This is a genomic window from Olivibacter sp. SA151 (assembly GCF_054130995.1).
The window spans coordinates 2,623,236-2,638,147 of the sequence record NZ_CP096391.1 but is presented as its reverse complement, the minus strand read 5'-3'; the positions used below and the strand labels follow the sequence as shown (position 1 = coordinate 2,638,147).

Below are 14,912 nucleotides of genomic sequence, written 5' to 3'. Positions count from 1 at the left end.
AGGGTATAATTGCTCTATCAATAAACAAAAACCAACACTTATGCCCCCTTTTTGTGTTCATTTATGCCCCCCTTAACCTTTAAATGGGCTGTAAATTTGCCAGAGAAAGGACTGTCATCATGAAGAGAACTATACTTATTAAATGGAGCTTATTCGCAGCAGACACGCTAGTGCGCTTGGTTTTCATTTTACTTTACAGCTATACAGCAGTGATGAAGCTGGCCGATTTCAAGGTTTACCGCATTAAGATGTATCGACAGGTATTTCCGGATTGGTTGACCGATGCATTGATCTATGCCTTACCCGCAACCGAGTTTATAATGGCCTTTTGGCTTCTGTTACCTTTCTTTTTCGAGCACAAAGTACTCCGTTTAGGTCTTAAAGCCAACGTATTGCTTATCGCAAGCTTTACGGTTTACGCTTGGCTAGCTAAGGAAAAGGTATTCGGATACATCCCTTGTGCGTGCGGCGGTATTTTTGAGAAAATGGAATGGCCGGAACACTATCTGTGGAACCTGCGCCTTACGATACTTGCTGTAGTTGGAGCCTGCCTACAGCATTGGCCAACCTTTAGGCTCATAACCAACAAGCTGTATACACGCTGGTTTGGCGGCACCCATCGTGCACAAAAGGTGCTGCGAAATTAACGGTATACCTTTAATGTTTCGGATTATCGCAGAAGCGCGGCACGCAGGCTGATCAATAGGCTCCTGCACATAGCAAGAGAAACCCCGAAAGGTAATTTCTGCCTCCGGTACCCAGCCGAACGATAAAAAGAACAATCAAAGAACAGCTTGTCAAAAACGTAAAATCATGAACATTAAAAAAATCACAGGAACTGTGCTGATGGCGGCGATGCTATCGGGCAGTGGTATTGCTTTAGCGAAAACAGCATCGAAAAAGGCTGTTAGCGCGCTACAAACTGAGCACAATTGGATTTATAACAGTGGCGATCCGACAGAGGCTTCGAGTTACACTCGAACCAATGAAGATCTTGCGGATGTTTGCGAATCCGGAGCAAATATGTGCGGCATAAAAGCTCCCGAATCGAGTAACCCCAATCAACCACTGATCAGCGCACAGCTGGAAGCTGAAATACTTTCGGGACAAGAAACCGACAATGTGTTCAGACAGCCCTAAACAGGCTACAAAGGTGGAGACAGTACGCGATGACGCGTACTGTTCTTTAATTCTGTACCAAGTTCGCCTGGTCAATAACTTCCTGCGGAATTAAAAAGACATAACCCGGTTCTCCTGGCCGAAGGTTATATAAATTTTCGCCCAGCGTTCTGGACAAGACTTGCTGCGTCCCGCTATCTTTATTCAACCTTCTTAAATCAGGCCAGCGTATACCTCCTCTAAATGCAAGTTCTTTTCTTCTTTCCAACAGCACCAGTTGTAACGCGTTATTTGCCGATATGTTTGCTACCTCTATGTAAGACCCTGCCCTATAACGATGTGAAAGTAAATGATTGATATCCGCTAAGCCGGCTGCAACATTTCCTTCTCTAATGTAACATTCCGCTCTTGTAAGATACAGTTCGTCTGTAGCGATACCTGAGAAGCTCGATGTGGAAACGCTACCCCCATAATCTCCATGGAACCCGAGAGCACCATCGGTGTTCGTCTTATAAAATATAGACTTCCGTAAATCGTCATTTCCATACGTACTATATAGATACTCATCAACACGCATAAGGTTATTAGAAAACACCCCCGAACTTGTAATCATTTTCGCATGGAAGATCACTTCTCGATTTAACGGTTGAAATTGACCTGTTTGAACAGTGTCCAATTCGTTATAATCAATCAAATCACTAATTATATTCAGACAAATATCGGCGTATTCCAACGCCATGCCAAAATCCTCCATTTGTAAATAACACCTGCTCAACAGAGCTGCTACTGCCGCCCGCGAAGGACGCAATGGGGATGATGCTTTATCCGATAATAACATAAATGCATCATTTAGATCATGCAGAACCGTATTGTAGCACTCCTCAATTGTTGCACGATTACTGACGACATTGATATTCGCAGTCGTTCTTAACGGAATACCTGGTTCTTGTAATGTAGTGTTATGATAGGGCTTAGCAAAAACCTGTAAAAGATGATAGAAATACCAGGAACGAATAAACAATGCTTCCCCTTTTATCCGCTTCCGATCATCCTCCGATAGTCCGCCACCATCAACCGTATCAACATTTTCCAGTACAATATTCGTGTCAAAGATTGCCCGATACGACGCTTCCCACCCTTGCGTTTGAGGGGTGGTACGTGACCATATGTAAGACCCTCTAACCCGTTCGTTCCGGGCCTGCCAGTCATTTAAGGTAAGGTAATAGTAATCAGAAGCAATATCGCCTAAATCCAGGTTGCCGTCGTTCCGTCTCGTCTCGTTATCCATAATCGCCTGCAGATCGGCCAGGGTATTCACAAGCGCCAACTGGCTCTCCGGCTTTTCTTCCAAAAATTTACTACAGGAGGTTGTCAGGGTAAGCAACAAAAAAATATAGCTGTTTTGTATTATGTTTTTGATTTTCATGATTAGAAATTTGCGTTAAAACCAATAGCTAATGTTCGTTGCAAAGGATTCAGAAGATGGTCGGGGTCAAGACCTGCGCGGTTTGCTTTCCAGAGTATGCCCAGGTTAGATGCATATAGGGTAAATTTAAGCTGATCAAAAAGCGATCTGTGCCCTCCTTTCAAAGCATAGCTTAGATTGACATCCTGAATACGGATGTGGTCTCCCCTCTCCACCGTTGCTTCACTATTAGCATAAAACTGGTCGCGCATACTATTTGCGGGATAGCTCATAGATGGTACCGAGGTAAAAAGCTCATCTCCGATCTCCCTCCATCTCCTAGCAAAATCGCCGTGTTCCGGTATGGCATTCGGTGTCAACAGGGCGCTGTACCAAATCGTTTTTCTGCGGAACACGTAATCCGCCCGAAACGTTATGTTCACGGAGACGGACAGATTCTTATAACTGAAGTCATTTCTGAAAGCCCCGAAAAATTGTGGAATCAATGATCCGTTGAACACCAGCTCTTCCACTTTCTCTGGACGGAGCAAACGAACATAGTCCTTACTTGAATTTCCGTGACCGTCATATCCCAGAGGATCACCGTTTGCCGGATCTAAACCTCCGAAACGGTGGCTGAACAAACTATTTAAAGGGAATCCAACAGCGGGCGGCAACAGACTGACACTTGCGTTAACAGGTCTATTATAATGGTTTTCCAGAAGTTTGCTTCTATTATGTGATAGGAAAAAATTTGTTTTCCACCCCAAGGCACCTCGCAAATTTCTTGTAGTAAATTGCATATCAAAACCGCTATTTGCTATAGATGAACTATTCCGATTTATAAAGGCAAAGCCAGTAGTAATATCGGCATCCATCAAGCTGATCAGATCAGTCGATTTCTTATAATAATATTCAAAACTACCGGTCACCACATTATCTTTAAGTCCGAAATCCATAGCTACATTAAGCTGGGAAACATTCTCCCATCGAAGATCAGGATTCGGAGGGTTCTGCACAGTAGCAAAGGATACACGACCGAGGGGGCTCGGTGTTGTGCTGTAACGGATGGTTGTAAGAGCGGCCACCGAGTTATTCACATTGCCACTGTGGCCGTAGGTAGTTCGAAGCGCAAGAACAGGTAGCATCTCCGATCTGTAAAAAGGTTCCTTCGAAACATCCCATTTCAGTCCAATAGACCATAAAGGCTTCCATTTATTATTCGTAGCTGTCCCGAAGAGATTCGAGGCGTCGCGGCGCGTGCTTGCTGACAGAGTATACCGGTTTAGATAGGTATAAGCGGCATTTGCATAAACCGAAATAAAACGATGATTTGTTCGCGAGAAGGACTGATTATTCGGAATAGTCGCTGTTGAAGCCAAGCCGTCAAATATAGGATGCCTGTCCACCCAATTTACGACACCCCCTGTTCGTAGATCATCATTATAACCATATACGCGACCAGATTGGTATTCGGTAATAACCTCCCGGAGCTCTGAGCCAACCAAAGCAGTTAGATCATGCCTTCGTTTCCAGCTTTTGTCGTAATTTAACTGAAACCTACCAGAGTGCGCATTCATTCCCGAGTTAGCATGATCCAAGATTGCACCTAGCGGTATATTTCGTATCAACTGCGTTCCGTCCCAAAAGGAAAAGCGGTTGATCAGGTTCCTTGTAAAAAAAAGCTGCTCACTATACAGATTTCTTCCTACCGTAGACTCGCTTTCATATTGATATTTGACCGTTGCTTTAAATCCTACGCCCAGGTCATAATTAAGTCCTGTATTGAAGAGCAAGTTCCTCGTTTTAGCTGTGTTGTCCGCTACATAAATCTCTTCCAGTGGCCGGTAAGTCCAATCCAGCAGCTGGTCGATTTGAAGATTTTCTATATAGCTTTTTCTATACTGTTGTTCAACAACCAGTGGATTTCCATGATCATCGGCAATGCGGGCATATGGATATAGCTGGCTGATAAAGGTGCCCAACCTTGGCTCTCCATCGTTATTTAGCTGTTCGTTACGCTGTGTATAGATAAGCCCGAGATCGAACGATAAGTTCTTCGAAAGCTGTAAGCTGTTACTTGATCGCAATGTTAACCTGTCCATTTCATTTTCTCTTAGATTATGGAAGTTTCTGTCGAAGCCTCCGGAAAACCGATAGGACAATCTTTCACTTCCACCTTTTAGTGCAACTGCATATTGCTGGTTTACGGCTGTTCTATATAGATATTTGCTATAATCGTCCCGCACATCGATCGTACGGAACTGCTCAATCCGGTGTTCCGCATCTTCCCTGCTCATCACTCCAGTGCGGACTTTTTCCAATAGTTCTACTACAGGTGTCAATACCGGCCTTGTAGTGGTATTATTCAGGTTGGCCCGATATGCACCCTGTTCGAACAAAAATATTTCGGTATCTATAAAGTCCGAGGTCGACATCCTGGGTTGATAGAATAGATTGGGACGTTCAATAAATGTTACGTTCGCTATAAACGAAATATCTGTGGGTCTTTCCCGTTGGCCCTTTTTGGTAGTAATTACCACTACTCCATTACCTGCTCTTGCCCCCCAGATGGATGCAGCCGCGGCGTCCTTCAGAAAGGTAATGTTTTCAATATCATTTGGATTGATATTGTTGATATCACCCTGATAAGGAAAATTATCTAACACAATCAACGGTCCGTTTAATGCCCGCTCCTGTGCCAATGTACTCTGCCCACGGATATGAAAGTCTTGGCTTGTTCCGTTGCGTTTATCGAATAGTACGCCCGGAACGAGACCGTCGAGTCTGCTGATCACATCGGTTGTTATCTGCCTATTGTATAGCGTACTGTCTATGGTTTCGAATGAGCCCGTCAATCGCTCTTTAGGGAGCGTTTGGTAACCTGTAGAAATACTTACTTCGTCCAGTTCATTACGCTGCATTTCTAAGTACACGGCTGAAGGAGGGCCGTCGTCCCCCTTCCAGGTAATGACACGTGTGGTATAACCAACATGGCTAATGCTTACTTGATAGACACAGGACTTAGGCAGATAAACGGTAAAATAACCATCGTCACCGGATCTTGCTTGGATAGTTTTATCTGCTGTCGCTATTACGGCATTGGCTAAAGGAATCGAGTCATGCACCATGACTCTCGCTTTAAATAATACTTTCGTTTGGGCGAAGCTTCTTGCCGTTAATAATAAAATCAAAAAGGTTAAGGTTGATATTCTCATGGTTCAATGTAAAAAGGCGATTGCTTGATATGGTTGATTCTATTAGGATATATAAAACCTGCCGATGTAAGCACGAGCGGGCCGACAACGGGGCGAAAACCTGCTTCGGTAATGACTAGCATGCGAATTTTTCTCATCTCGGTTTCGAATATCAAGCCTTGCTTCTGCAATGCCCTATTCAAGCTATTGAAATCACCCAAATCATCAGGAAGATCAATATTAAGCAATGTGGAGTCCGGTAAACCGGTACCGTTTATCGTTGGTGGTAAATACCCATAAAGAGCTAAGTTGTCATCCTCCAGTAAGTACAGCAATTGCTTAATGGTATAGTTGTTTAAATAGTTCACGGCCCCTGTAGATGAGCGTCCAACGTATGATCGTTTCTCCGGCAGTCTATGTATTACAAGACCATTCCTCACAAATTGATGTTCTTGCTCTTTAGTGCTTTTTGTGGTTAAAGCATCTCCATACTTTTTCAGCACTAAACAGGTTACATTTCGCAGTTCCTCTTTCGCGTTAAGACAGAAAAACAGGTCCAGATCGTCCTTTAAACGTTTGCGCATCCGGTCCTCACTATGCCCTAAACGCGTTCGTGCCTCGTAGCAGAATGTATTAACTCTTTCCCAATCGGGATCATTGGCAGTTTCAGAACCATCATCTCTCACGTGGTGCGTAAGCGATTCGGGTCTCGAAACTTCCAGAATCCGTCTGTTAGCTTTTCCGGCAATCCCTCCGTTAAAAATGCGGGTTGCAGCATATAGCTGTAAAACCGTACGGTTACCAAAATAATAGTGGCATGCTCTGTTCGCACTGTCTACACGATAACCGCTTACAGCGGCCAACCCGTCGATATAAGGTGTAAACCCTGTATAATACACCTGGCTCTCCTCTCGTACATGCCCCATAGTGGCGGCGAACAAATTTCCCGGAAACCGCCGCTCTATTTTGTTAGGGATTATAGCATCTTTAGCACTATTGCGTAAGAGCTTTTTGATTCCATCTTCTGTCAGTAACTTGGGTACGGTGATCCGCGTAATTGTGCCCCTCTTATCAACAATGACCGTATGCGGGATTGTTTGCCGTGGGAAATAGGCTCTAAGGCCTTCACTTACTACGCTATTAAAGTCGGATATTGAACTGATTGCCCTATTCGTTGCAACAAATTTCCTTATCGCATTTTCATTCTCGGCAGTAATTGGTAAGAGTACGACTTCGTCGGCTAGACTGTTTTCCAAGCCATGCAGTGCCGGCATTGCTTCTACACAAGGTCCACACCAGGTCGCCCAAAAATCCAATATAATAAGCTTGCCTCTATAATCATTGAGCGTTACGGTAGTACTTCCCTCCTGCCCTGCTTGTACCATTTGCAAAGGCATTTGCCATAAAACTTCGGGAATGGTGTCCCCTATTTGCAGGGGCCTAATAGAATCTGTGGATAAAGCCACGCCGTGGGCAGCCTCCGGGGAGGAGGACTGCCGGGCGTGTGCCAAACAAACACAGAACAAGATTTTTACGGTTATAAGGTATACGGCGCAGAGGCAACTACCTCTTGCCATACCGACGTTGCGAAGTGCCATCATTTCGACCTTGCGGAGAAATCTCCGAGCGTCATCATTTCTACCGCAACGAATAAATCTATATGCGAATTTCCAGCACTTTTTTATGCAAATTTCAATGGTAAAAAACCACCAAAAAGCACCTTTAAAACTTCTTAGACCCTGTTTTCCTGTAACTCGCGAGTTACAGGTAGTTTTTTCATTTATTTTTTGTATACGCAATGGTTGTAGCAAGAAACTGCTCATACTGGAAAAAACTGGCCTCCAAAATTTCGGATAGCATAGGCTAAGTAGTCGATGTAACTTACATAGAAATTTTGCAGCCAGGAGTTTTGGGTACCTTTTGCGGAAAAAGGTACAAGAAGTATTTATCATTAATAACTCATCATTCATCGTTAGTGATGGTTTGCGCGTAACGACCGTATTACTTTTTAGTTTAAATTGGACAAAAAGCTCCCTGATGTAGCTTGTAAAAAGCTTCATTTCTGTAATGATTTAGATTGTTCATGTAAATAATTTGGTTTAAAAATCCGTACAGCGGGGCGCCTTCACCGTAAGGAGATGAAGCCATAAAATTGCCAAGCATCTCACCTATTCGGGAGCAGCGATTATATTTCTTAAACAGAATTTTTTGTTAGGTTTAGCTATCATAACTCGTTCTATTAACGAGCCTCTTGCGGAATTATTCACGGAGTGGGCCCCTATCTTCCGCCGTTACGAGGTACTACCACTAGAACCCTGACGCGACTTCCAATAGGAGCCCACCCCGTATTTTGCAAATGTACAAAAAATCCAGGGAGGTTTCTCCTTTGGCCTCGCGTCTTTGAAAAGTGGTAGTTTTCGTAACGAGACTCTTAAAACAATTAACCGTACATGAAAAATTCACTTTCAGCAAATCAATTTCTAAAGTAAAAAACACTAAAAATCAACTTTTCATGCACCTATTTTCAACTTTGATACACAAATATACATATTAATATTGAAAAATCAACTATAAATCCACGTTTTTATAAGATAAATCATAACTATCTTAGAAAGAAAAAGTTTTGCCAAAAAACAAACGCCATATTGAGCCGTCAAAAAAGTATAAAGGCCGGGGACTTGTATTATACAATGCCATTGCAACAAGTATTGATACAAACGAAACCATTGCCAAAAGGGCGGGCTATGAAGTGAACACGCTTTATGCACATTTCAAGAAGGCTGATCTATCTGATGCCATTATGGTCCGATATGGAAAAGCTATTCCTTACGACTTTTCAATCCCTTATCCAGAGCTTGCTAAGTATTTTAAAAACATCCCCCTTTTCAACGATGTAAAGGACGACGCCACACTTACCCAAAAACTTCAAATTATACAGGATAAATACACCGAGCTTTTGGAAAAACACAATATGCTTTTAGAAGAAAACAATGAGCTCAAATATCAGTTAGCAGAATTAAAGCAAAAGGTGATTAAGAAGTAGGAAGCTTTCGAACTTAATTTATAGTGCTTAATAGAAAAAGCCGCCTCTAAACAAGAAACGGCTTCAATATATCTACAAATACCTGATGCTTAATTCTTCTTCTTTTTAGCCAAATCGGCACGGACTTTTTGGACGAAGTCGATTGATACTTCGGCAATACGTGCAATTTGTTCGTTAGATAATTTGAGCTCAGTAATCAAATTTTCAACCACATCATGGCTTTTCTTGGCTTCACCTTCAACTTTACCCCTTGCTTCGCCTCTACGAAACAGCGGATCTCGCTCTTCCTTAAAAAATTTTGTTATCGTTTCCATAGCTATATCCAATTGATTCTCTAATTTACGCAATTGCACTAACACACGCAACTGATTAAAATATCTGCTTTCAGACAAATCCCCACCGGAAATTGATTTTATTTCCCATAGGATCGTCACAATAGCCTCTAACGGGCTATCATTTACAAAGTTAGCTAATACTGCCAATATTTTCTCTTCGGGTTTATCAGACTTAAGAAATATTTTATAGTCTACCGAGGAAAACGCGACCAGGTTATATCGGAACTGAAAATCTTCAGTTACAATAGCTGTTACCATCTTCGGTTTGGCCGAACCGATAAAAACAACATATTGCTTTACAGGTAACCGATACCTCCGCTGCAACATTATATTGTATTCAGCCATCCGGAACACCATATCGGACTCGTTCTTTGTTTGGTACTCTACATGCAGGACATAAACTTTATCGGATGCATCTTTTACCTTTTTGAGCAAATCGGGTCTGCGTTCTTTTGTATGCTGCAAATCATCGGGCAATTCTTCACTTTCTATTATATCGAGTTTCAGTAGATACTTGATAATACCAGGCAATACTACTTCCATGTTCTCACGGAAAATCTTATCATATTGATTCGCTTGCGACTTACTTTGGTTCATTTAGATTACGATTCAGGTATAACACGAATATAAAAAAATCTAATTTTTTTAGCAAAAAAACATTTCAGATTTTTCTTTTATATATATTTGATGCTCAACTGGAGCTGTTTCCGAAAGGACGTAATTTCAGGTAAATTTTAATTGAATGGAGATGCAGGGGAAACTGTTTGATGATAACCGGCAATTGGTACTGCCACGGGAACTGATGGATTATACGCCCGGCTTTCTGGAACGGCCGGAAGCGGATACGCTGCTCGCTTTTTTATTGCACAATGTGCCTTGGCAGCAGACCAAGGTTAAGATGTACGATAAGGAGGTGGTAACGCCCAGATTGACGTCATGGTACGGAGACCGCCCCCTGCGGACGGATGACCGGCGCGAACCGATCCCGTGGCTGCCGGAACTGCAGGTGGTAAGGCAGCGCATAGAGGCCTTTACCGGTATGGCCTTTCAGGGCGTGCTGCTGAACCTCTACCGCGATGGAAATGATTCGGTGGCCTGGCATGCCGACAAGGACACGGTACCCGGCCGCAAAACCGAAATAGCCTCCCTGAGCCTGGGAGCCGAACGGAACTTTGATTTCCGCAGGAAGGACGACCATGCCAGTCGCTACTCCATCAAGCTGCAGCACGGCTCCCTTCTGCTCATGAAAGGCGATCTGCAACTTCACTGGGAACATAGGATAGCAAAATCGAACGCGATCATGGGGCCGAGGATCAATCTGACGTTCAGGAAGGTGATTCCATAGGATTTGATCCCAAACTTATTTCTTATGCTTTCGTCACGGAATCGACCCATTTCGTCACATGAATTTGCATTTTATCATATTTTCCGTAGTCGAGGTACTTTTAAATCATTATGGCGAATACTCGCGAAATCTAGAAAACGATAACATGCTTCTAGAAGAAAACAATGAGCTCGAATATCGGCTATCGGAGTTAAAGCCAAAGTTGATTAAGAAGTAGGAAGCTTTCGAACTTAATTTATAGTGCTTAATAGAAAAAGCCGTCTCTTCCATCACCCGTTAACCGAAAAAACAAAAAGAGATATCAGTCATCCCTAAGCGAGTTTATAGGATTTTCCACTGCCGCCCGAATAGCTTGCGAGCTTACCGTAAGCAAGGCAATGCATACCGCAATAAAGCCGGAAAGTGCAAACATCCACCATGCAATATCAATATGGTAAGCAAAGTTCGCTAGCCAGCGATTCATTATCCACCAACCGATTGGTGAAACGATGCAAAAAGCAAACAAAACAGGCTTGATGAAATCTTTAGATAACAATTGGAAAATGCCATTGATAGACGCCCCTAGTACTTTGCGTATACCTATTTCCTTCGTACGTTTAGCTGTTGTAAACGACGCCAGTCCGTAAAGACCAAGGCTGGCAACAAAAATGGAGAGTGCCGAAAAAATAGTCATAAGTGCTTGTTGCTGGATATCTTTCCTATAAAGCTCATCAAAACGCTGATCAAGAAAGCTGTATTCAAAAGGGTAATCCGGTGCCAACTTTCGGTACTCCCTTTCGATAGCATTCATCCCCTCCTTGATACTCCCCGATTTCAGCGCAATCAATGCCACTCGGTTATCCTCATTCGGAGAAATAACAAGTGGCTCCACTTTGTCTTTGAGGGAAAGAAAGTTAAAGTCCTCCACTACTCCAATAATTCTGCGTCTGGAGTTATCCCTTATGGTATTCTGTATCCACTTACCGATTGCCTGATCCGGCGTATATCCCAGCGTGGCGGCCGCCGTTCTGTTAATCAGAACCGAGTTGGTGGTATCGGTTTTAAACGATGCCGAAAAGTCCCTTCCTGCGATCATCTTCAGGCCCAAAGTTTCTATATATTCGAAATCGGCAAACTGTGTTCTTAACGACCAGGTGCGATCGTCAGTACCTTCAACCTGAAATGTTTGCGAGTCGTGGAATCCTCCCGGTTCACCCGACATTAGCGACACCTCTTTTATTGCCGTGTTGTTTTGTAAGTCTTCCTTAAATTGCCGTCTTCCCCTATAGATATCATTATTACCATCCACACGTATGCTCACGACATGTTCCATATTGTAGCCTAATTCCTTCGTTTTCATATATTTCAGTTGACTGGAAATCACCACGACTCCAATAACCAGGAGAATCGAAATACCGAATTGGAGGGTTACTAAAGCCTGACGGAACATGGACCCACCCTTACCCAACCGGAGTTTACCTTTGAGGGCCTGAACGGGCGAAAAACCTGAAATAAAGAAAGCAGGATAGCTACCTGCCAAGAGTCCAACAACCAATATGATTCCGGCAAAGAAAGCGTATAAATGCCATGTGTTCCAAGGGATATCAAGGGGATATCCAAGCAACCGGGCGTAAAGAGGGTTCAATAACTTTACAAGACCTAACGAAACCAAAGATGAAATGAGCACCGTTAAAACGGATTCACTGATAAACTGTCCGGCCAGGTGACTCTTTATGGCACCCATTACTTTTCTCAGTCCCACTTCTTTTGAGCGTTCAATAGCCTTGATGGTAGAAAGATTTATAAAATTGACACAGGCAATAAGCAGAATCAATAGCGCAATTGCTATAAAAATGTATGCTAAACTTTTATTCCCATGTCTGCTTGGGTCAGGAGGGCCGCCCGGTTCAAAATATATATCGGAAAGAGGCGTTAGCGAAAGGTTTACCTTGAGCCCGATCCGTTCTAGTAGCTGGCCCATATGCTTTTGGACAAAGCTGGGAAATTTGCTTTCCAGGGAGGATGGATCAGTACCCTCGCGAAGTAACACATAGGTAAATAAGCAGTTAAAAAACCAATTTTCGGATTCGTCAGTAACAGTATAATTTGATAAAGGGACAACAAGGTCAAAATCCAGGTGGGAATTTGCCGGTATATCTTTAGCAATTCCGGTGACGGTAAGCGGCAAGTTTTTATCCAATTCGATAATCTTGCCCAGTGGATCTTGATCACCGAAATATTTTCGGGCAGTCGATTCGGTCAAAACGATACTTCCGGGATTACTTAAGGCAGTGGCAGGGTTCCCAGCTACCAGTGGAAAGGAAAAGAAAGTAAAAAAATCACTATCGGCTTTCAGTACTTTTTTTTCGTTAAATGAAATCGATCCAAAAGCTACCAATGCATTGCCCGGCCATACCCGAGTTGCTTTTGTAACCTCACCGGAAAAATCTATCGGCAAAGCCGTAGCAAAAGGCGGAGATAACCAGGGCACCCGTTTTTCAGAACCATTTTCATCAAAGCTACGGACTAGACGGTAAATATTTTTTCCCTGTTCGTGAAATCTATCAAAAGTAAATTCATTTCTAACAAAAAGGAAGATCATCGTACAAACAGTCACACCGATGGTAAGTCCAAGAATATTGATGATCGCGAACACCTGGTTCCTTTTCATATTACGCCAAGCAATTGTAAAATAGCTCTTAATCATGACTTCTAATTTTGTCCATGGGAATTAATTCCTTGTTCATTGGCACAATAAAACTGCCACTACGACAAATGCCTTACAGTTTATCAAGAACAAGCCGTTGCCAATTTGACGGCGTTCGTTTTCAGACACCTATTGTGCGGATTCGGACATACCTGGATTGGGAAAAAGCATCAGCTTCGGGTTGCTTTGGTGCTAGGGATTTTTTATTCTTGTCCAAGTCAAAGACTTTTTCGGCATTCGGGAAAACGAATGTTCTTAAACAGGAAGTCCTCAAATTACCCCAACAGAGAAGAATATTTTAGAGGCGTAGCAACAAATTAACGCCCAGGAAAGGGCTTCCAAAAAAGAACCGCCGCGGGATGAAAGGGTTTTACTGCTAGATTATAAAAATTTGTTTTGCCATTTTATTTGTTTTTTAACGTTAATAATAATTCGTCCAAATTGCCGATTGCCATTGTAAAGCCCTCTTTGAAACCTGTTTCAATCAGCATTTCAATATCTTCCAATTTGTCGTGCTTCATCGTAATATTTACGGTTGTGATACCGTTTTCTTCTGTAAAATTATTTGTCCAAAGTGAGTGCGGTTTAACGGTGTTTTCAATTCCGTTTTCATCACAAAAAGCATCAAAAAAAGACAGCAACTTGTTGGTTTCAATAATCTTGTAATCCGCTTTGTTCCAATGTTTTTCATTCTCGGGACTAACCATTGCATACAGCCACATTCCGCCTACTTTTAAATCGAAAATTTTGGTCTCGATGTGATACGGTTTCGGTGCCCACCATTGGGCGAGAAGTTCGGGATTTGTCCACGCCTCCCAAACCAATTCACGGTTTGCATTAAATTCACGTTTTATGTGAATGGTTTTTGTTTCTTTTCTGACTGTAAAATCGAATAATAGGTTACTGTTCATTTTTTTGATTTTTACGTTTTATTTTTCTTGCCTCGAAGACACAAAGACGCTAAGTTCTTTTTTGTGGCTTTCCCGACTATTCGGGACAAGCTGTGCCTTTGTGGTATGATTACTTCCGTTGCATTTTAGCCAATAAATCATCCAATTGATTAAATTTGGTTTCCCAAATTTTGCGGAACTGCTCCAGCCATTTATCTATTTCTTTCATCTTATCAATTTCAAGTTGGTAATAAATTTCCCTGCCTCTGTGCTTTTGTTTTAACAGTTCACACTCCGTCAAAATCCGCAAATGTTTTGAAATGGCTTGTCTTGTGGTATCAAAATGCTCGGCAATGGCATTGGGCGTCATTGCCTGCAATGCAATGAGTGTGATAATTGCCCGTCTTGTAGGGTCCGCTACGGCTTGGAAAATATCTCGTCTCATTATTTGTTGGATTTATAATTCAATAACACATTGAATGCGATTTTATTAACGTTAACGGCAATACTTCTTTGATAGATTGGAAAATAGTAAGCCCAACTTTTTTATTTTCAAATTAAATTAAGAAACCAATCAGTTGCAAATATAAATGCAACTTTTCGGTTTCGCAATTTTTTTTATCTTTTCTTGCGTTCGGTTAATCATGCCACCATACTGGTCGCTTAACTCGCGAAGATCTCGCATGTACTGCCGATCGGCCTTTATTTGTGCATGACTAAGCTGTAATGATCTTTTTGTAAATGCCTTTCTAAGCAAAGCACCTTTGATGATACAAATACAGGTCAACACCGCAATAAATGTAAATTGGGAGGCAAACTGCGCTTGAGGACCACGATTTTGTTCCGGTTCAGCTCTTTTGAAGGGTCAGTAATCAGATCTGCCGGTACTGCA

The 14,912-nt window shown here is 42.4% G+C and carries 11 protein-coding genes; 4 read left to right on the top strand and 7 right to left on the bottom strand.

What is annotated here, in order from left to right; genetic code table 11:
* The first annotated feature begins 119 nt into the window (after positions 1–119).
* Together M1D52_RS10720 and M1D52_RS10715 are read left to right on the top strand one after the other, a co-directional pair.
* Positions 120–647 (top strand): MauE/DoxX family redox-associated membrane protein, encoded by a 528-nt coding sequence (locus M1D52_RS10720; protein WP_437392567.1) that lies wholly within the window; start codon positions 120–122, stop codon positions 645–647.
* A gap of 166 nt (positions 648–813) precedes the next feature.
* A complete protein-coding gene (locus M1D52_RS10715) occupies positions 814–1,140 on the top strand; it encodes a hypothetical protein (RefSeq protein WP_437392566.1) in 327 nt (108 codons plus the stop codon).
* Positions 1,141–1,186: 46 nt separating this feature from the next.
* On the opposite strand, the gene M1D52_RS10710 is transcribed toward M1D52_RS10715, so the two are convergent.
* Genes M1D52_RS10710 through M1D52_RS10700 form a run of 3 tightly spaced genes read right to left on the bottom strand, consistent with a single transcriptional unit; the run spans position 1,187 to position 7,298 of the window.
* Complete coding sequence (locus M1D52_RS10710; RefSeq protein ID WP_437392565.1) at positions 1,187–2,545, bottom strand: RagB/SusD family nutrient uptake outer membrane protein; 1,359 nt, start codon at positions 2,543–2,545, stop codon at positions 1,187–1,189.
* 2 nt (positions 2,546–2,547) lie between these two features.
* Positions 2,548–5,742, bottom strand: a complete 3,195-nt coding sequence (locus tag M1D52_RS10705) for a SusC/RagA family TonB-linked outer membrane protein (RefSeq protein ID WP_437392564.1) — start codon at positions 5,740–5,742, stop codon at positions 2,548–2,550.
* Entirely contained in the window at positions 5,739–7,298 is a 1,560-nt protein-coding gene (locus M1D52_RS10700) for a TlpA family protein disulfide reductase (RefSeq protein WP_437392563.1), read from the bottom strand. Before M1D52_RS10700 ends, M1D52_RS10705 begins: the two co-directional genes overlap by 4 nt.
* A gap of 1,046 nt (positions 7,299–8,344) precedes the next feature.
* Between M1D52_RS10700 and M1D52_RS10695 the strand changes: the two genes are divergently transcribed.
* On the top strand, positions 8,345–8,764 hold the full coding sequence (locus M1D52_RS10695; RefSeq protein WP_437392562.1) for a hypothetical protein: 420 nt from the start codon (positions 8,345–8,347) through the stop codon (positions 8,762–8,764).
* An 89-nt stretch (positions 8,765–8,853) separates the two neighbouring features.
* Here the strand turns inward: M1D52_RS10695 and M1D52_RS10690 are convergent, their stop codons facing one another.
* Positions 8,854–9,696: an RpnC/YadD family protein gene (locus M1D52_RS10690; protein ID WP_437392561.1), complete on the bottom strand. Its 843-nt coding sequence runs from the start codon at positions 9,694–9,696 to the stop codon at positions 8,854–8,856.
* Positions 9,697–9,841: 145 nt separating this feature from the next.
* Between M1D52_RS10690 and M1D52_RS10685 the strand changes: the two genes are divergently transcribed.
* A complete protein-coding gene (locus tag M1D52_RS10685; RefSeq protein WP_437392560.1) occupies positions 9,842–10,444 on the top strand; it encodes an alpha-ketoglutarate-dependent dioxygenase AlkB family protein in 603 nt (200 codons plus the stop codon).
* Between the two features lie 301 nt (positions 10,445–10,745).
* On the opposite strand, the gene M1D52_RS10680 is transcribed toward M1D52_RS10685, so the two are convergent.
* The 3 genes from M1D52_RS10680 to M1D52_RS10670 all read right to left on the bottom strand — a co-directional run bounded on the left by M1D52_RS10680 (position 10,746) and on the right by M1D52_RS10670 (position 14,465).
* Complete coding sequence (locus M1D52_RS10680; RefSeq protein WP_437392559.1) at positions 10,746–13,130, bottom strand: ABC transporter permease; 2,385 nt, start codon at positions 13,128–13,130, stop codon at positions 10,746–10,748.
* Between the two features lie 404 nt (positions 13,131–13,534).
* Positions 13,535–14,041 (bottom strand): SRPBCC family protein, encoded by a 507-nt coding sequence (locus tag M1D52_RS10675; protein WP_437392558.1) that lies wholly within the window; start codon positions 14,039–14,041, stop codon positions 13,535–13,537.
* Positions 14,042–14,150: 109 nt separating this feature from the next.
* The gene (locus M1D52_RS10670; RefSeq protein WP_377610433.1) at positions 14,151–14,465 is read right to left on the bottom strand and encodes an ArsR/SmtB family transcription factor; all 315 of its coding nucleotides are present in this window, start codon (positions 14,463–14,465) and stop codon (positions 14,151–14,153) included.
* Positions 14,466–14,912: the final 447 nt, after the last annotated feature.